Origin of the sequence: Agrobacterium sp. V1, from assembly GCF_030518355.1 — a bacterium.
Taxonomy (GTDB): domain Bacteria; phylum Pseudomonadota; class Alphaproteobacteria; order Rhizobiales; family Rhizobiaceae; genus Agrobacterium; species Agrobacterium cucumeris.
In genome coordinates this window covers 2,026,367-2,045,206 of the sequence record NZ_JAULSF010000002.1, presented here as the reverse complement: position 1 = coordinate 2,045,206, position 18,840 = coordinate 2,026,367, and the positions used below count along the sequence as shown (strand labels likewise).

The following is an 18,840-nucleotide window of genomic DNA, read 5'->3' as shown; positions in this document are numbered from 1 at the left end:
ACGCCCCTCGATCTGGCCATTGCCACCATGCCTATCGCGGGTCGCTGGTTCGATCCCCTTCAAGGTGTTAACCGGAAAATGTCTGCTCATGCGTTCTATTCCATCAACCGCAACTCAATGTCACTGAGGTAGATAAGCATCTGCCCCTTTGACGATGATATCTTCCTCGCTGAGACACCTGTGCCAGTGCGAATAGAGCACGAAGCGGTGACGGGGAAGCCCGACTTCCTTCTTCAGGTGGCGATGAATGGCACTGAATGCCTTGTGTTCGCATCCACCCCAGAAGAAGGTGTTCTCAGCGCATGCCGGCCACTGAATGGAGCGGATTGCATCCGGAAGCAGCGTCGTTGTGCCTGCAGCCTTGCCGTTGCGATACAACCACCGGATCGAAACATCGCTGGAAGAGCAGAGCGGCAATTCGTCGGCGGGCGTATCGACTTCGATGAAGACATGGCCGGTTGCCGTCGCCGGCAGATATTCGAGAATTCTGGCAATGCCGGGCAATGCGGTTTCGTCGCCGGCGAGAACGTAGAAGTCCGCCAGCCCCGGGCCGTTCGCCGCCGGCCCCAGAATACCGACGACATCGCCTGCCCGTGCATTCATCGCCCACACGGTCGCGGGACCGGGATGAGCATGGAGCGCGAAATCGATTGTGATTGTCTGTCTTGCCGTGTCGATGAAGCGGATCGTATAGACGCGCGTCGGAACCGCATTATTGTCCGGCCAGACGACATGCCCGCGATGGTCAAGTAGCGGCCAGCGTGGCGCGGCGATGTCGCGCGGCTGGAAAATGAGACGACAGTGGAGCTGGTCTTTACGGTCGTAACGTTCGAGGTTCTCTCCCTTGAAGACGATCCTGCGAAAGCGGGGCGACAGGTCCTCAATGGTCTGCACCCGCAAAATGCGCAGATCGTCGGGTAAGGCAGGGTCCGCATGGTCGCCTTCCCATTGAATATCGAGATTTTCACGGGCGGCGATGAAACCGATCGGCCCGACCAGAGCATGTTTCAGCCGGTTCAGGCCGCCGGGATCGGAAGCTTCCGCCGTCAACCGAAAACCGTTTGCCGTCGCCTCGAATGTGGCGTCACCGAATGGCGAATGGATGTGATGAATGCCACCTGCCTTCTTGACGGTCATGTCGTGCGTTGCAATCGATTCAACAATCGGTTCGATATAGTCGTTAATCTTTTCAAACTGGACAGCGGCATGTGCGCGGTATCGGTTGTTGCTGGTCGATGGCATCGGGTGTGGCTCCGTGTCTCAGATCGCCGCCCACAGCGGTCCCTTTATGGGAAATGCTGCGAAGTCGCGATTGATGGTGTCGAGAATGGCGGTTGGATCGATATCGGCACATCGATCCGGATGCAGCCATCTGGCTGCCTGGGCGATAAACAGCACGTTGAGGGGCAAGTTGGTAATCAACCCGGTCCATATCCCGTAAACACGTTCTGAGCGAACGCTCGGCAGATGTTCGAAACTCGGGCGGCCCTCGATCAGGTGCTGTAATCCCTGTCGACCCTGTTCGGCGTCGATTCCAGGGCCGATGGACGGACGGCCACCCGAGGCCCAGCCGCCGCCGGAGGCGATGTAGACCTCATGCGGTGTGGCAAGAAGATATTCGAGCGACAGCTTCTCAAACCACGGCGCGACCACGCCCGGAAGCGGCTGACCACCGGCCAGCGCCAGCAATTCGCCCCAGTTCTTTCTGCCTGCCGCCCAGCAGCAGTCGTCGAGTGTCGACTGGACCTCCAGATAGGTCGTGACGGGCTTCGCACCTGAAACGCACGTTGCAATGCCCGCCAGTTCCCGCTCGACAAAGGCGATGTAGGCCTCTGCTTTGCCTGAAGCACCCAGAAGTGTTCCCCACATGCGCATAGATGCTTTCATCGCATCAACCGGGCCGCTTGCCCGCGCCTCATCCGCCGCGTTTGAGGAGATGTCGCTGAAGACCACGGGAATGCCGATCTCCTTCAGCCTCTGCAGCAGGGAATTATCATCACCCTGCGGCGTCATGAAGGCCGTGGTCACGATCAGGTCGGGAGACAGGGCGATCAGCCCTTCAAGGGAAAGCGTGTCCGGGCTCAACGTCCCGACCGTGCTGACGGAATGGCCGTTCAGCAGGATCGTCTGCAATTCACCGCTGTCGAGCCGATCGACGGCGGCCCAGCCCACGACCAGCGACGCAGGATCGCGATGCAGGAGCGACATCGTCAGCAGGTCATGCGCCTCCAGCAGAACGATCCTTTTCGGCAGGGCGGGAAGATGTACCTCGCGCCCCGCCATATCCCTCACGATAACCGGCTGCTCGGCTCCAGCGGGCTGAATGCCGGAAAGGATGCCAGCTGCCGCAAAGGAGATGCAAAAGCCTCGTCTCGTTATGATCACGGCGACATCACCATTTATATCTGAGGCCGGCGAGCACCGTGCGGCCATTGCCGTACTGGCAATAATACTCGGAACTGCAGGAGGAGTAATAGTCCTTGTCGAGCAGGTTGGTGACGTTCAGTGTCGCCTGCAGCCCCTTGAGTTTCGGGTTCGTTGCTCCAAAATCATAACGAAGTGCGGCGTCAAGCAGGGTATAGCCATCGGCTTTCACCGTGTTGGTGTCGTTACCATAGCTGGAGCCGACGAAACGCATTCCGCCGCCGATGCTTAAGCCCTCCAGCGCACCGGATGAGACGGTGTAGTTCGCCCAGAGCGAACCATAGTAGCGTGGTACCGCCTGCGGGCGGTTACCTATGATCGACGTGATGCCGGATTCGGAAACTTCCGTGTCGAGCAGGGAAACCGCAGCGATCAGTTCGAGATTGCTGGTGAGGTTCCCCCTAGCCTCGAACTCCAGCCCGCGGGAGTGGATTTCGCCCTGTTGTTCATTGAAGCCTGATGAGGCGTTGTAATAGACCACATTCTGCTGGCGAATATCGAAAGCGGAGAGCGTGAACATGGCGTCCAGCCCTGAAGGCTGGTATTTTACGCCCACCTCATATTGCTGCGCTTCCGTCGGCTTGAACGGACTGCCATTGGCGCCAACGCTGGTGGAAGGTTCGAACGAGGTGGAATAACTGACATAAGGCGCAATGCCGTTATCGAAAAGGTAAAGCAGGCCGGCGCGATAGCTTGTTGCGCTGTCGGATCGTTTCAACGATGTTCCGGCAAGGAGATTGTCAGTGTCCTGACGGGCCCAGTCGTGCCGCACCCCGAAAACGCCGCGCAGCCCGCCGATCTCGATCTGATCCTGGAGATAGATGCCTGTCTGGCGAAGCGACTGATCATTGTCGACTGCCGTCATGAACGGGCCGACCGGTCGGCCGTAGACGGGATTGGCCACATCAAGCGGCGTCGCGCCACCCAGCAGATATTCCCAGCTGCTGCTTGAGCGCTGAATGTCGAGGCCGGCAAGAAGCGTATGACCGATGGCGCCGGTTTCGAACTTGAATTCAGCCTGGTTGTCGAAGGAAAAGCCTTCGGTGTCCTCGATGGAATGGACAGCCCAGCGGGGAATAATACCCGTCGCGGACATTGGCCCGTTCATCTGGAGCGAACGCATATCGGTATCCACGCCGGAATATCGGAAGTTGGAGCGGATGGTCACCTGGTCATCGAACCTGTGCTCGAACTCGTAACCGGCACCATACTGGGTGCGCCTGAACGCGTCGTAGTTGGGATCCCCGACATTGAGGTCCCGACTGAGGAAACCGGCATAACCTGCGGGCGCCAGAAACTTCGGATAAAGCGAGTTGAAATAGCCGCCTTCCGGATCGTGCTGATAATAACCGGAAACAACGAGCGAGGTATCCTCGTCCGGCTGCCACTTGAGGGATGGCGCAATGCCGAGACGCTTTTCATCCACATCGTCATAGCGTGTGCCGGAGGAACGGCCAACAATGCCGATACCATATTGCCATGTTCCATCCGTGGCGATGGGGCCGGTGGAATAAAGACCGCTTTGCACCCTTCCATCGGTCCCGACTTCGAGTCTTGCCTCGTTTGACTGCACGCTCGATGGCTTGCGGCTGACCTGATTGACGAGGCCGCCAGGGCTCACCTAGCCATAAAGAAGTGCTGCCGGCCCCTTCAGGACGTCGATGCGCTCAAGGAGAAACGGATCAATGGAGGGTGTTGCAAAGGCCTGACCACGTTGAAGTTTCAAACCATCCAGATAATTCACATAATTGGTCGCCGTGCCAAATGCGCCGAAGCCGCGAAGAAACACGGAATCGTAACGCGAATTCGAGTCCCGATCAGACAACACACCGGCTGTGTAGCGCAGCGCTTCACCGACCGTCTGCGGGTTCTGGTCGTCGATCTGCTTGCGCGTTATCACCGTAACGGATTGCGGCGTTTCGGCTAAAGGTGTTCCGGTCTTGGTTGCCGACCGAGTGGACTTGGCGACAATCGCAGCGGAGGTCCCGGCTGCCCCGCCATTGCCCTGCACGACGATTGTTTCCAACTGTGTGCCCTGCTCCTGCGCCAGGGCATGGGTCGCCACCAGAAAGGTTGTGGCTGTCAGAATGTTTTTAAAGGAAAGACCTTGCTTCACGAATTCGCCCCCATGGTCGAAGCTTGGGAAATCTGCTAGAGTGCATAAATCAAACGGGACCGTCCTGTCCAGTTAATATGAAGGCATTGGTCAACTTTTATGTTGGCAATCCTGTTCGACGTCTTCAAACAGGCCGGGCATGGGCAAGTGCGGAGGAAATCTGGTGTCGGAAAAAACAAATGCCACAGCGCGGGTCGGTCGGCCCTTGAAGGCGGAACAGAACGCCGCAGCCGAACGGATAATCGACGCTGCGACCACGCTTTTTGCGACGCGCGGCTTTGCCGGCACTTCAATGGAACAGGTCGCTTCGCAGTGCGGGGCAGGCAAGGATACTGTTTATCGCCGATTTCCCTCGAAAGTCGCCCTGTTCGAAGCCGTGGTGGAACATGCTCACGCCCGAGCGGTGGCGCGGCTGAGAGACTTGCCGATGGCACAGGGCAACGCTCTTCAGCGCCTGCGGGCCCTGATGCGCGAATTGCTGCATATCAACATGGAGCCGGACCTCATTGCGCTGAAGCGTATCACTTTCAGTGAAGCGGTCGTGTTCGAAAAGAAAAGACCGATCCCGCCGCAGCCCGATCCGATCATGAACCGGCTCGTCGATGCCGTGCAGACAGCGCAGGATGCGGGCATGGTTGCGACCGGGGATGTGAGCCTGATCGCCAGCCATCTCATTCACTGTCTTGTCGCAATGCCCACCTCATCCGCGATGATGGGCAGCGCCGAATTTGATACAAGACAGTCTGTCGACCTGTATTTCGACAGGACCTGGAACTGGCTCTACAGAGGAATATCGGCAGACGGCTAACAGCAGGGGTGACCATTTTTGTGGAGAGTTCTGGAGTTTGAAATCGAGCGTACTATCGCAAATCTTCCAAAGCCTGCCACCCGCCTCGTCTGGTGCCCCGTGCCGTTTTGTGATGCCACGATCCAGCTGTGAATGACTTGGAGGTTCCGAGCTGCCTCCTTCAGAACTATCGATAAATGACCGCTATTTCAGTTTGGATATTGGAACGGGTCATTCGGTCCCAGCCCCCCAAGCTCTTGGTTAGCATACGAATCTCGTACTGAGGGAATTTCGTAATAACGGGGCCGTCGGTTCATATCCCTTCAAAGCCAGGAAGCCTGGTACGGCATTTTAACCGGTATTACCTACAGCACATGTTCAACGACCGCTAGCGCTTTACTCATGAGGAACGCGGGTGACCAGAAAACGCGCTGGCAGGGCGGGATTCATTTCTCTTCCAAGTTTGGTGTCGATGACAAGAACCAAGGACTTCTGCCTCAAACCGAAGATCTGGAATATCGGCGAAGTCTTTCATCAGCATGTCTCGATACCCCGACAGCCCAAACGGCCGTCCGTTGTGTTCGACATTGTCATCAACGAAGGCGGCGAGTTCGTCGAAGGCCTGAGGCAGTCGACATAGGAAAGATAGATGTCGTTGAGTGCTTGCATATTGTCCTCCCGCATCGGCATGGCATGTCCCCCTCGATGGTGTGGATCAAGCTGCGATGAGATCGCAGCTGCCGTCATAAGGTCGATAAAATCCGTCCTGTGGAACGGGAAGTTCAAGCATTTCCCGCTTGGAAAGTCCGAGAAGAACACCACGAAAGATCCGCCCGAACAGACCATGGGAAATGGCGATGGTCGGGTGCTGGACATCCGATATCCATGACGTTGCCCGCTTGCAGGCGTCATCGAAACTTTCTCCTTCCGGCGCCCTGAAATACCAATCGAACCCGTCGGACCCGTCAAGGTGACCCGGAAACTCGCTGTCGATCTCCAATCGGGTCATCCCGTCCCAGGACCTGGTGGTGACCTCTGCGAGCCGGTAATCTTCGACACGCGGAAGCGGCACCTTGACCAGGATCCGCTCTGCAGTCTGCCGCACGCGGCCCAGCACCTTCCGGTCCGTCTCCGCGCTGATTTATCAGCAGCTTGGTGCCTTGGTTATATCGCCGTTCTGTCGATTATCCTTTCGATGGACGTCATTCCTATTAGCCAGCAAAACCAAGTTACCGCGGCCCTGCGACTGTGAATGAATTGTGTTGCAAATGTTTAGCCAATTCCAGGCGCGGGGTTGACGGTTCGACTACTTTCAAGAGCAATTAAAACATTCGACAGTCCATCTATCGTAACTGCCTCGCAACGGAGGAACTTGCGTCGCAAGCGCGATACTGATGCGCTGTTGCGACTGGATCCAAAAATCTTCTCGCGTTAATCATGACAACCGACTTTGCTTTACAACAGCAACGTCCGGTAATAGCGAATGAGGTAACCAACCTACTGAGCGGGTGCCCGCAATTTCGAATAGTGCTGCACTATGGTCTACAAGGCGTTTTTTCCGGTACTTCTTGCCCTCGTCATTCTGACAATACTTGTCATCAATATTCCCCAATTAGTCACGATTGCGGCGATAAGCATTATTGGTCTTCCAATAGCGTTGGCGCTATGGGCGGCGCCGTCACTTCTACTCTGTTGCATTGTCTTTCTGATCATCTTCAGGTTTTTACCGTTTCGCCGGCCACGTCGTGTGTTTCTTTCGGTCGCGCTTGTGCCAGCCACGCTTGCTTTGTTGCCACTTATCCTCACACTGCCGCTTTACCTAGAGGCACGAGAGTGGATTTCGGACGATCTCAACCGCGTCAGCCTTCCGCTCAATTCGCGAACAATCGCATTCCGCCAGGCAGAGGGTGACAGATGCGATGAGTTCTGCATTCTTGTATTGCTGGCAGGCTCAGTGGAAAAGGTGATTGTGGCGCGGACGATCCCCGGGCAAAAGGAGCTTGAACCACAGCAGAGCGCAAATGCGTTTCGGTTTGAGAGAAGGCCCGTCTGCCCGGTTGCCCAGGAAAAATTTAGTGCAAACGCGCTAGTTCAGGCTCAACAGGCGCGGCATACACCGCCGATCCGCATCAACGATGTCGTTAATCTGAAAGCAAGCCAGGGGCTATGCCTTGTCAGCGAACACGCCACGCTTTCCGAAGCCGACCTCGTGGTCACACGACAACAGGTCAAGAGCCGCGGTTACTCATTCGAAGGAAAACAGCGCGGCTACGACGACGCGCTTTCGGTATACAGGTTAAGTGCCCATGCCAGAGACGCGGCGTCGGCATCGTTTCGTGAAATCTATCGGCACACCGAAGTACGATACCGTACGCTCGGATATTTGTTGCTGCCTGTCCCACAAGGGGGCGGCTGGGTTCAGGAAATTGGTTGGTGGCAAATTGATCGGCGGTTGAGTGGGGGTGAAAGTGGTGAAAAACATGTAGACAGCGAAGAAGCCTGGAACAGATTTCTGACTGGTACGCTTGGGCTCGATTTAGTAATCGACGCCAGCGGTATCGAAGAAGCTATTGCTGCCGATATCGAAGCTGCAATAGCGGCTGGGCGCGCACCAACTGCTGGGGAGTGGAAAGCTTACACGGATTATCACAACAACCTACCGCTGTTCTTCGAACTCTCCAAGCCGGCATTTGATCTCCAGCTGAAAACCCTGGCAGATCCGGCGTTCCCACCACCTCCACGTCTTGGTCCTCTGGTGGAAGACGCGCGTAAGAACGAACGGGCGGCGTTATCGGTGCTGGCAAGCGAAATGATCAGACGCGCTCTCGCCGGCAAGACCTGGCCGGACTCGATTGGTGTCACCGTAGAGCAGTCACTCGAAAACCTGAGCAGTGGCATTGTGGCTTTGCCTGACAAGTCCCTTGAGCCATACATCGTCGAGATGACGCGGCTTTCCGGGCAACGGGAAGCACGAAAATGGATGAGGGGAGCGCTGACGAGACTTCACGTCTACGGAGAGGCGGCCGTTCCCGCAATGTTGAAGCTGATCGAAACCGGCTTAACAGAGAAAGACGGCATCTCTCAAGAAGGTCGTTATGAGGCCTATCTTGCGGGTGTACAAGGCCTCTGTCTGGCGGGTCGCTCCGCATCGTCCGCGCTCCCACAGCTGCGTGAGTGGCTCTCAAGCCATCGCCTTTCTCTGTCTGGCAGAGCCGGCGAAATTCTTGCGATTGCAATGGCAAGGATGGTCGCGCAACCCCCGGAGGCCTCTTCGGTTACAAATCGCGGCAAGGAGCGAAGTCAATCCGTGAGATATCTAGAGCTCAGCCGGTCGAGTGATCGCGATTGTCAAGGCTGATCGACGCGCCGCGCGATAGCGGCGATCCGTGCAGCAGACGTACCTTCCTCAAGACGGATTGTGACCGGGCTTACGACAATCTCGGCGCGGGAAACCGGCGTGACACTCGGCGGCTCAGACGAGAGGTGGTTCGCCCTCAGACCCGACGTTCCGCCCCTTCGTTCAACGTTTGCGGCGATAAGCCATGCAACGGGCAGAGATAACTTCTCCGTAATCTACGATCTTGGCTCGCGGGAGTTTCAGCGTCAGAATACGATCAAGCAGCTGCGGAAACGGCTGGGATCACTCAAGGCAAACGGAATGCAGCTGGGTGGCACGCTTGTTACCGATCCGACGATAACAGAGTGGCCAGACCTCGCGAGTTCAGAACTCCTCCGCACCGCCGGATTTTTTCCAGCGAACGGTGGGCTTGTCCTGCAATTCATAATCGTGCAGCGCTATGCGGAAGGGGCTCTACAGCTCGAGGGGTTTAGCGTTAATCTTGTGCATCCCGACAATGCGAATGCCCTGAAGCGAGAGGGCGAGCAGCAATGAAATATCCCCGCATTCTGATGTCGGCACTCTTTTCGCTGGTCCCTCAAGGAGCGTGGTCTGAGAAACGTGACGCACAACAACAGGCCATCCCGTTGCCAGTTCAGCAAGTGGGAGAAATCGGCCTCACGCAGTGCTCCTCTATTGTTCATAAAATGTCCCGAGCTGGGCTACAAGGCAGCTTTGAGAGCCAGGCTGGCTGGCATGAAAAAGCGCCAGCAGAACATCTGTTTCAGAGTGTCGCTGCTCTCCACCGGCCCGATGTGAAGCCGAGCAATGGTTTGGTAGCCATTATTGCCAGTCCAACCGATAAGTCCAATTGTGACGGCGCGCTTGTGCGGATATTCCCGCTTTCAGGCAGTTGCGCGACTGCGGAGTCAAAAATGATCGAAAATGGCGCGGTACGTACACCGATTGCGAATATCAAGATGATAATGGCGAACGTATGTTCCTCCTTCCTGGAGCAAACGAAACTTGCGTTGCAATTTCTGTAGATTCGTACTTTGGGAGCTAAGTGCGCGCTTTCTAAGCTGCGGCTTGAGATATGCTGAAACGGGATGGGAAGAGGCGCGCATTGTGGGATCCGGCCAAGAGATTACGCGGATCGTTGACCGCCACCGCCGCCGAAAGGAACGCGACGGACGTAGTAGCCGCCAGCCAGCAAAGTCATGGCGTTAATCCCGAATATTGAGATGCACGGCGCGCTTAAGTAGCCTTTTGGCCCTCTTTCGATCACCGAGCCGTTTCCCGGTTGTTGGTCGCTTTGCAGATCGCGGCTACTAAAATTCGTAGCCGGCAGACAAAGCGAAACCTGAACCTCCTCGTTGGGCAATACTGGCTGCGCCACGGACCGTCCAGTTGTTGTCAAAGCGATGAGATGCGCCCAGCGCAAATGCGCTCTGATCCCGCCACTGCCCAAATCCTATTGTAACCAGGCTTTTGCCCGGGGTTGTTGCCTGAACCAGATTTGCTACTGCCATTGCCGCTGCCGTACCGCCGTTCGAATCCTTTCGGTTTTCCTCAATCGAGGACTCAAGCTTCTCCATCCGGTTACCGAATCCGCCTAATTGACTATCGATCGCGCCAATCGCGCTGCCGACATCACTGTAGCCTCTGTCATTTACCGTATAAGATGGGCTAGTGATTTCACCGGTGCTGGTGACCGAGGAACCGCCCCCGATTGCACGTGCAACTGACTGCGCGGATTGATAGGCTTGCGCTCCATTCACCGCTTGCGTCGAAGTAGCATTGACAGCACCCGCCGCAATATTACTCAGCGTTGCTGGACCGCCAGCCGCGACCAAGGTTAAGCTGTTTGAAGCGATCCCTCCGTTGGGCACATCCGGTGTGGCGGCATTAGAATACTGAACAAGGCCTGCGCCGCCCGACGTCAAGCTTTCCAATGCTTGGTGCGTGGCAAATAGCTGGCTGCCGTTTACAGCATCTGTTGAAGATGCGGTGATTTGTCCGGCCGCGACGTTCTGTAACTGACGTTCTTGGCCGGCTGCTCCGACAGAGACCACGCCTGCCGGAGCACCTCCAGCAACTTGATAAGTCGTGCCTCGGATAGTCATCGATGAAACTGCCGTTGCGGAAGAGGTAGCAGAACCCGCACCGAGCGCCACGGAATTGGCTGTGTTAACACTCGCTCCGGAACCAAGTGCAAGGCCATTGAGGGTAGAGGCCTGAGCGCCGTCACCTAATGCGACTGACCCAGCAACGCTTGCGATTGAGGCATTACCCAATGCCACGGAACCTCGTCCTATTGCTTGGTTACCGTTACCGATAGCTACGGCACCATCGGCTGCAATCGTTCCCCCGGTGTCGCCGGCTGAAATATTGTCTGCGCCCAGAGCAACCGCGCCGGTTCCATTCGCGATATTTGGATCCCCGATTGCAACGGCCCCATTTCCTATGGCGGTTTGGCCACTGCCGATTGCAACGGCCTGACCGCCACTTGCACTGGAATTTTGGCCTATTGCAATCGAATTATCGCTTGCTGCATTCGCTCCGCTGCCCATGGCGATCGAAGCTGCTCCCGAAGATACGGCGGCAGGTCCGATCGCAACACTGTCCGTGCCGGATGCAATGCTGTCGGCCAGTGTAGAATTCGAATGGAAGAATTTGATGCCGCCACCGTTAGCTATGTTTGACAGACTTTGGTCAACAGCGGTAAACGCCGCGCCGACGTTATCGTAATTGCCTCCCTGGATCGTGTAGTTGGGTGCAGAAAAACTCCCGGTCAGAGGATCGTACGTAGCGCCTCCGCCGAGGTAACTGGCAGTGTTGCTGCCCAGCGTTGCTACCACTTGATTGGTGGCGTTAAGTTGAGATCCATTTACTGCATCAGTCGAAGTGGAATTGAGGGCGCCGGATGCAAGATTTGTTAGGGTTTGCGATTGCCCGGGATTAGCTCCGGACCCTCCTGGAGCAACCAACGCAAGCTGATTGGACACGCCAGTTTGTTGGATGGCGCCGATCGTTCCGTTCCCTAAGTTGTCTGCAATACTTGCCACAGCCGCGTTTGTGGCAAAAAGTTGTGAACCGTTCACCGCTTCTGTCGAAGTCGCGCTGATCGCACCCGCTGCCAGGTTCGAAAGCGTTTGTTCTTGACCGGGCGTTGTCCCGGTGCCGCCCGCAGCGACAAGTGCAACACGGTTGCCAATACCCGTTTGCTGAATTATGCCGATTGTCCCGTTATTAACGCCGTCTGACAAGTTGGCTATGTTTTCATTTGTCGCAAATAGCTGTGAACCATTTACAGCGTCACGCGACGAAGCATTTACGTCGCCAGCGCCAACATTCTTTAAGCTAACTGGCGATGTTGCACCGACACCGCCTAGTGTGATGCTGGATTTAGAGGCGTCATCATAGCCCACCGAACCGGTCGCAATCGCACCGATAGCGTTTATTGCCTGGTTTGAAGCAAAAAGCTGGGAGCCGTTCACAGCATCTGTGGAACTCGCCGACAGTCGACCCGCGCTTAAATTGGTTATGGTACGCTCAGTATCCGTCCAACCGATGCTGACAGTACCGACGGGCACCGTGCCTGCGAAATTATATGTTGCGCCATTGATTATTGCAGAGGGCGTGCCGACCACGTTCCCCACATCGGTATTGGAAGATGCACCAAGTGCGACGGAGTTTGCCTCATTCGCCAGTGCTCCATAACCAAGTGCGATGGAATCCTGAGACATAGCGTGAGACTGGTACCCCATTGCGATTGATCGTCCGCCTTCAGCCCATGCCCCACCTCCAATCGCAAGATCATCAGTTATGCCGGTTTGACCACTGACACCGGCGATACTATTGACCCCCAAAGCTATGCCTCCCTGGCCGAACGCACGTGCATTTTGCAGGGCAGCGAAAGATGAAACACCCGAGGCTACAGCCGCGTTACCCAGCGCAACAGTGTTTGCTCCAGAGGCAACGGAACTGTCGCCAACGGCTGTAGCATTTGCACCGGACGCGCTGCTCGAATGACCCAACGCGAGAGCCGAGGTATTCGTTGCTCTTGCATTCTGTCCCAACGCGGTGGAGTTGGCGCCCGTCGCGCGCGACATTTCACCGATTGCGGTGGCATTTGTTTGGCTTGCCACAGCGTTATGGCCGAAAGCCGACGTTTGTGCAGCCGTCGCTTCAGCTTGTCTGGCAATTGCAACGGAATTCAAGCCGGTTGAGATGGCGGCATCGCCAATTGCTACCCCGAAATTAGTGGCTTGCGCGCCACTTCCGGCTCCCACAGCTATCGAGAAAGCTCCGCAAGTCGCGGCGACTGTTCCCCCACTACCCATGACCGAGTTAACACCAAGCGCATCCAGCTGGATACATGTTCCTGCTTCCGTCGGTGAAACGAAGACGAAACACGCGGTAACTCCGCATGCTATTCCCAACATGCCCCGTGACAAAGCTGATGAGCCATTTAGCAGGAATGCCGTATAGTGGAGGGATTGCTGTTGATTGCCAATGGACTGCATATGATGGCACCTCATGATCTGAGAGTGAATGATGCGTATGTCATGTCAATTGCGTTCAAATGAGTACCGTTACAGTCAGGTACACGACAGGAATTCAAAGTAGCATTCTCGGTTTGGTGTATAATCTAAATAATGTTGTGTTTCTATTCGATTTTATTTCGAGAAATACTTTGCATTTATGTTGATTGTTGAGCGGCCAGAAATATTGACGATATTGAACGCGTCAGTACAATCCATTGGATTTTGACGCAGGTTTTTGACTGGGTATAGCTACTTTGGCGGCGTTGTCTTTTTTGACCTGCTCAGATGCATTAACAGTTTTTTGACTAACGGATTCAGTTTTGGCGGTTGCCTCAGGTTTACCGGATTTTTGGGTCTTTTCAGTCGACGCGGTTTCCTTTGCCGGTTCATGCAACGCCACCGCCAAGGTGAAGACACGAAACTGACGTTCAACTGGCTGAAACAGAAATTCGAAACTGAGACGCATTGCACCTGCGGGGAAGAACCCTGCGACATGTAGCATCCCGTTTTGTTCGATCTGCGGTCCGAAAGTAAACTGAGGTTCCAAAATGGTAACAGCCGACATGTCCAATAAGTCTTTGCGCTGGTTCGCAAAAATCTCGGCAAGGTGAGCAGGGTTATTACTTTGCATAAACCCGGGTGCACCTAACTCACGTAAAACGCTGTAGTTTCCGGTCCTGTTTGCTTGATCCAGAGCGACGAGAGTATAGCGGATGAGGCTGATGAGGGACGAACGTTCAAGCTGTAAAGGTACGCCTGGAGCGCGCTGACCGACATTCTCCGTTGAGGATTGTGTAAACCCGGGACGGGCCACAACGCTATTCATCATCGCGAGTATCAAAATTGCGGAATATTTGCACCAATACGAGCTAGAGACTGCCATAGAATCTTCCCCTTATGATTCCCATGAATGCAGAACTGAATACCCTTATGTCTAGAACTGATAGAAAATCGTTCCGACGCCGCCGTGTTAAAGAAGGCGTTCACCTTGACGAGAGGAGAATGGAATTTTTAAATTTTTCCTGACGTCGACAACTGGCCAATAGTCGCTTCACCTCCATTCAAATTGAGGTTCCGCAACAATCTGACTGTTCAAGGCTGGCCCTTCGAACCGCCATTCGCAACATCTAGAAAGGACCTACTGAAAAACGGTGGAACTCCGCCTGTATAAATGAAGGTACAGGAATGGACCCACAATCGACGAACGCCTTGCCGTCGACGCCAATGATTTAAAGGCCCCTGAAACGATGCCAGTCACGCCATGTTACTTAGCTCCTCCTAATATACACTAACAGAAGTCGAACCCGTTTGTCGAACGTAAATATGACATGTGCTAAATGTCGGCCTTGAAGGCGTCGAACAGGCTTCGCGGAGCGCGGGAGGATGGCGCGGGATTGTATAACTGCCTTCAAAATCCCGCTTCCTGAGCCTTCAGTGAAGTTGAATGAATGATGCGCCGCTTTGCGCGAGGTTCCTCGATTGCTGGACGCGCGATTACAACGCCCTGAATCAGTCTGGCATTTTGAGGCAGCGAAGCACTTCGAATTCGGCTTTTGAAGCTGCTAGGGGTCGACGTCAAGTCGTGCCTCGTGCTCATCGCTTAACGGGGCTTGAACAACCGGGCCGAAAACTAGCATGAGCCGTTTCGTAATCAGAGGGAACAAGACCGGCTTCCGATTTATATCGGGCCGATGCAAGATTTCGTGTCGATCATGGAGACGAAGAGATGTCATTTTATTGAGGTTATTCTCAAACGTTGCATCTCACATGGTGTAACAGGCCGTGTAACCTTAATGAAACCGTATGATCCCTTCCCCAGCTGCACCCTTCATTACTAATAATAATGATGGTAGCAGCGAAGGCATGGCATGAGAAACAGATCGACCATCGGCGGATTTAGGAGCCGTCTTTTTTCTTCCGTATCGTTACGTGGTGGCGTCTTAGGTTTTGTATTTCTCAATGCACCAGTATTTTTGACGATATCTCTCTCGGGTTTTTCAGGCTCCGCATGGGCTTCCTGCGTCTTGGCGGAGAACTTGTATACTTGTTCAGGAGCAAGCGTAACTGCCGGCAACGTAAATCTGACCAGTAGTACTGCCATACCGAATATCAGTGCAATTCTGGACCCAACTTACCTCCGGACAAATACCAACACCGTTGCGCCAAATGGCTTTGGTCTTCAAGTTAGAGCTACTGCAGGACACGGCGACATCTACCTGACGCAGGACGCAGGCAGCTCGGTCACAGGAGGCGTCACGGGTTTGTCAGTCCAAAACGACGGTTCGGGCAAGATTGACATGAAACTATCGGGCAATGTTTCAAGTCAAAATGGCGCTGCCGCTGCTATACAAGGATCAAGTGGTGACGTGATATTTGCCCAGCTCGGTGGTGTGATTGACGGTTCAACGGGCGCCACGGTAAGATCGGCCACGTCTGGCTCCATCAACGTTGATGTAAACGGGCAGATCATCGGACGACGTGCAAACGGTCTCTTTGTTGCCTCTGCTGGTCGCAGCGACGACCTCACGGTAATGTTCTCTCCTGAAAGCAGTGTTAGTAGCGTGGCTCCGGGTGCAACCGTTGCCAGAGTGGACCATCGAGGAACGGGTCAAATGTTGATAAACGCCGATGGGGCCGTCTTGGCTGGGTCGGCGCAAATAATTGGACTTGACCTCAGCAATTACAACAGTTCCGAGACATTTGTTTACAACCAAGCTTCAACCGGGCGTATCGACGCAACCTCACACGGAATTCTTTCGACAAACCGCGGGAGAGGAGCCACCGAGCTTAGGATAGGCGGCGTGGTCAAATCCGCTGATGGATATGGTGTTTTTGCCCGGAACGAGACCAATTCCACGGATTTCTCCATCGCGATATCTGGCGACGTCAACTCATCGTTAGCGGGTGTGGTTGGACAGCAACGAGGATCCGGAGCAACCGATGTTGTCGTTTCTGGCGACATTACAAGCGCAACCTCTGTCGGCTTACAGGTTGAACACGCAGGTCAAAAGGACGTTTCCGTGAAGCAGACTGCGGGAACGATTACCGGACATGTCGTAGGAATAAATATTAGAAATAATGGCTCAGCCGATGCCTCAATCAGTCTTTCCAGCAATGTTATCGGGGGCGTTCAGGTCCATGGTAGAGGCGATGGCAATATATCATTCACGCAGGACGCCGGGTCAATCAACAGTACGCTGGCGGCGGGTAGCGTCGCTATAGATAACGCAGGCGGGACCCTCGATTTCACTAATGGTGTCGGCCTTCATATCGTCAACTATTCCCGGGGATCATCGAGCATCGAGCTCGCTGGTGATGTGACAGCACCACATGTTGCTGTTGCGGCTGATAACACACATGCTTCGTCTTCCCTTAGTATTGTGCAGAAGTCCGGCGTTATCGCTGCTAAAGAGACTGCTATCAACCTTGGGGTGGCGGGAGACATTGTGCTGGATATCAATGGAACCGTAAGAGGCGGTGACGGCCATGCAATCTACATGCTAGCCCCCATCAAAGCCTCGGTCGATATCCGCGAAAACGCAAACGTCACTGCTACGTCTGGCACTGCAATTTTTAATGCCGACTTCGTGACACCCGATGGCGCGTTGATTGGTGGTGATCTCGTCGTCCGGTCAGCGGGAACCGTGACTGGCGACAGCCTACTTCGCGCTGGCAACGATAGGTTCGAATTACTGGGCGGTCGGTATACCGGAAATATCTACGGGGATTACGGCGACATACGCGATACGACTGCACGGGCTGACACGGATATTCCAGGAGGCAATGACACATTTATCTGGTCTGGTGGCACACTGCTTGGCGGGTTCTTTGGCGGCCAGGGCTCTGATCGAGCAGAAATAAGCGCTCCCGCTTATAATGGAACGCAGACACTCGACGGAGGTGACGACACGTCCATCGAAGACGATATGATTGATACGCTGACTTTCCGGGGCATTAACGCCACCTCCATGGGCGACAAGATCATGAACTGGGAAGACGTCCGATTGGATGCGTCGAACTTTAGTATCAGTGATGGTGCTTGGGCTGTCGGCATGGTCGGTCAACCAGAAACCGGTATTGCTTTAGCCAACAATTCGACGCTGAACGGCATGTCTGGGCTTCACCTGACTTCCAATTTAATGATCGATAACACGTCGTCGTTTATCGGGCAGGGCGGCGGGCAGGGCCGCTTTACCGTTAGTGGGAATGTCAACAGCGCCGGCACAGTTACGACGCAGGACGGCGCAGCTGGCGATATCATCGAGATTGCCGGGAATTATGTTGGAGATAGCGGTCGGGTTGCACTCGATACCATGTTGGGCGACGACAGCTCATCCACTGACCGACTGAAAATCTCCGGGGATACAAATGGCAACACACTGGTGAGCATCCGCAATGCCGGCGGTAGCGGCGCACAGACGAAGGACGGCATTAGGATCATCGAGGTTCAAGGCAAATCTGCCAAGGATGCTTTCGAACTGGACGGCGGTTTCCAATTCAATGGCAGATCGGCTGTTGTTGGGGGTGCCTACGCCTATCAGCTCTATCAAGGCTCGGTTGACGGGAGCAGCATGCAGGATTGGTACCTGCGCTCAGAAAGAAAGGATCCTTTTGCAACTGTTTCAAATCTGGAACCAGAGCATCGTTTCCAACCCGGGGTCCCGGTTTACGAGGCTTACTCCAACGTTCTGCTTGGAATGAATGGTCTCCAAACGCTGCATCAACGCATTGGCGGGTCTGACGAATCTCTTCCCCCAAAAACCGACAGCGGTCCGGGACTATGGACGCGGATAGAGGGCTCACACACTCGCATGGCACCCTCTTGGTCGTCGACCGGGGTAAGCTACCGACAAGACCACGAAAAGATTCAGGTAGGCATTGCCGGGATGGCACTCGATACCGAAGACGGGCAATTGATTGCCAGTGCGGCAGTTCATTATATTCACGGGGACGCAACCACCAAATCGCTCCACGACAGCGATCTCGGAGGCGGCCAGATTCTCACGAACGGCTATGGCTTTAGCGGCTCAGTAACCTGGTACGATGAGCGTGGGTTCTATATAGACATGCAAGGGCAAACCACCTGGTATCGCAGCGATTTAAGCTACGGCGGCGGTGGCGGCATTCTAAAATCCGACGTCGAGACGTTTGGACATGCTGTCTCAATCGAAGCAGGGCATCAGATTCCACTAAACTCGGCGTGGACCCTTGTTCCGCAAACACAGTTTACTTATTCAAGCGTGCGGTCCAATGATTTCACGGACGTCTTCGGCTCTCAAGTGAGGCTTGGCCAGGGCGAGAGTGTTGAGGGTCGGCTGGGCCTCGGGATCAGTCATGATCGTGCCTGGCAGGACGCTGAGGGTCGGACACACCGCTTTCGGTTGAACGGCACCACTGATCTTCACTACGCATTTAGTGATCACATCGGTGCGTCTGTCGCAGGTGTTTCCGCTGCTCAGCACAATGATCGGCTCTTTGTCGGTTTCACACCAAGTGCCTCTTACAGCTGGAACGATGACAAATATTTCATGTATGGCGGAGCGACGATAAAAGGCAGCGTCGATAATTTCGCGAATAGCCACGACATTCGAGGACACGTCGGTTTTCGTCTAACCTGGTGATTTTG

General features: G+C 54.9%; 12 protein-coding genes and 1 pseudogene. 5 read left to right on the top strand and 8 right to left on the bottom strand.

Features of this window, described 5'->3' with window-relative positions:
• Positions 1 to 120: 120 nt before the first annotated feature.
• Genes QSV77_RS23135 through QSV77_RS23120 form a run of 4 tightly spaced genes read right to left on the bottom strand, consistent with a single transcriptional unit; the run spans position 121 to position 4,540 of the window.
• Positions 121 to 1,242, bottom strand: coding sequence for a siderophore-interacting protein (locus tag QSV77_RS23135; RefSeq protein ID WP_302735204.1), 1,122 nt, complete (start codon positions 1,240 to 1,242; stop codon positions 121 to 123).
• Positions 1,243 to 1,260: 18 nt separating this feature from the next.
• Positions 1,261 to 2,385 carry an ABC transporter substrate-binding protein gene (locus tag QSV77_RS23130; RefSeq protein WP_302735203.1) on the bottom strand — a complete coding sequence of 375 codons (1,125 nt, stop codon included), beginning with the start codon at positions 2,383 to 2,385 and terminating at the stop codon, positions 1,261 to 1,263.
• Positions 2,386 to 2,392: 7 nt separating this feature from the next.
• Positions 2,393 to 4,045, bottom strand: coding sequence for a TonB-dependent siderophore receptor (locus QSV77_RS23125; RefSeq protein WP_302735202.1), 1,653 nt, complete (start codon positions 4,043 to 4,045; stop codon positions 2,393 to 2,395).
• A complete protein-coding gene (locus tag QSV77_RS23120; protein ID WP_302735201.1) occupies positions 4,046 to 4,540 on the bottom strand; it encodes a TonB-dependent receptor plug domain-containing protein in 495 nt (164 codons plus the stop codon).
• A gap of 163 nt (positions 4,541 to 4,703) precedes the next feature.
• On the opposite strand from QSV77_RS23120, the gene QSV77_RS23115 reads away from it, so the two are divergent.
• Positions 4,704 to 5,348, top strand: coding sequence for a TetR/AcrR family transcriptional regulator (locus QSV77_RS23115; protein WP_302735200.1), 645 nt, complete (start codon positions 4,704 to 4,706; stop codon positions 5,346 to 5,348).
• Positions 5,349 to 5,727: 379 nt separating this feature from the next.
• Here QSV77_RS23115 and QSV77_RS23110 read toward each other — a convergent pair whose 3' ends face one another.
• Together QSV77_RS23110 and QSV77_RS23105 are read right to left on the bottom strand one after the other, a co-directional pair.
• Positions 5,728 to 5,958 carry an ester cyclase gene (locus tag QSV77_RS23110; protein ID WP_302735296.1) on the bottom strand — a complete coding sequence of 77 codons (231 nt, stop codon included), beginning with the start codon at positions 5,956 to 5,958 and terminating at the stop codon, positions 5,728 to 5,730.
• A gap of 84 nt (positions 5,959 to 6,042) precedes the next feature.
• A pseudogene (locus QSV77_RS23105) lies at positions 6,043 to 6,441 on the bottom strand (histidine phosphatase family protein); the annotation flags it as partial.
• Positions 6,442 to 6,864: 423 nt separating this feature from the next.
• Between QSV77_RS23105 and QSV77_RS23100 the strand changes: the two are divergent.
• From QSV77_RS23100 to QSV77_RS23090, 3 genes are all read left to right on the top strand, one after another.
• Positions 6,865 to 8,685 (top strand): hypothetical protein, encoded by a 1,821-nt coding sequence (locus QSV77_RS23100; RefSeq protein ID WP_302735199.1) that lies wholly within the window; start codon positions 6,865 to 6,867, stop codon positions 8,683 to 8,685.
• 99 nt (positions 8,686 to 8,784) lie between these two features.
• Positions 8,785 to 9,219, top strand: coding sequence for a hypothetical protein (locus tag QSV77_RS23095; RefSeq protein WP_302735198.1), 435 nt, complete (start codon positions 8,785 to 8,787; stop codon positions 9,217 to 9,219).
• Positions 9,216 to 9,710, top strand: a complete 495-nt coding sequence (locus tag QSV77_RS23090; protein ID WP_302735197.1) for a hypothetical protein — start codon at positions 9,216 to 9,218, stop codon at positions 9,708 to 9,710. The genes QSV77_RS23095 and QSV77_RS23090 overlap by 4 nt, the downstream gene beginning before the upstream one ends.
• 285 nt (positions 9,711 to 9,995) lie before the next feature.
• On the opposite strand, the gene QSV77_RS23085 is transcribed toward QSV77_RS23090, so the two are convergent.
• Both QSV77_RS23085 and QSV77_RS23080 read right to left on the bottom strand, forming a co-directional pair.
• Positions 9,996 to 13,193 (bottom strand): YadA-like family protein, encoded by a 3,198-nt coding sequence (locus tag QSV77_RS23085; protein WP_302735196.1) that lies wholly within the window; start codon positions 13,191 to 13,193, stop codon positions 9,996 to 9,998.
• Positions 13,194 to 13,416: 223 nt separating this feature from the next.
• Positions 13,417 to 14,043, bottom strand: a complete 627-nt coding sequence (locus QSV77_RS23080; protein ID WP_302735195.1) for a hypothetical protein — start codon at positions 14,041 to 14,043, stop codon at positions 13,417 to 13,419.
• Between the two features lie 1,039 nt (positions 14,044 to 15,082).
• Here QSV77_RS23080 and QSV77_RS23075 point away from each other — a divergent pair.
• Positions 15,083 to 18,835: an autotransporter outer membrane beta-barrel domain-containing protein gene (locus QSV77_RS23075; protein ID WP_302735194.1), complete on the top strand. Its 3,753-nt coding sequence runs from the start codon at positions 15,083 to 15,085 to the stop codon at positions 18,833 to 18,835.
• Positions 18,836 to 18,840 lie beyond the last annotated feature (5 nt).

Coding starts and splice junctions, on each gene's coding strand:
- QSV77_RS23135 (WP_302735204.1), bottom strand. CDS start 1,242: ATGCCATCGACCAGCAACAACCGATACCGCGCACATGCCGCTGTCCAG.
- QSV77_RS23100 (WP_302735199.1), top strand. CDS start 6,865: ATGGTCTACAAGGCGTTTTTTCCGGTACTTCTTGCCCTCGTCATTCTG.
- QSV77_RS23090 (WP_302735197.1), top strand. CDS start 9,216: ATGAAATATCCCCGCATTCTGATGTCGGCACTCTTTTCGCTGGTCCCT.
- QSV77_RS23085 (WP_302735196.1), bottom strand. CDS start 13,193: ATGCAGTCCATTGGCAATCAACAGCAATCCCTCCACTATACGGCATTC.
- QSV77_RS23080 (WP_302735195.1), bottom strand. CDS start 14,043: ATGATGAATAGCGTTGTGGCCCGTCCCGGGTTTACACAATCCTCAACG.
- QSV77_RS23075 (WP_302735194.1), top strand. CDS start 15,083: ATGAGAAACAGATCGACCATCGGCGGATTTAGGAGCCGTCTTTTTTCT.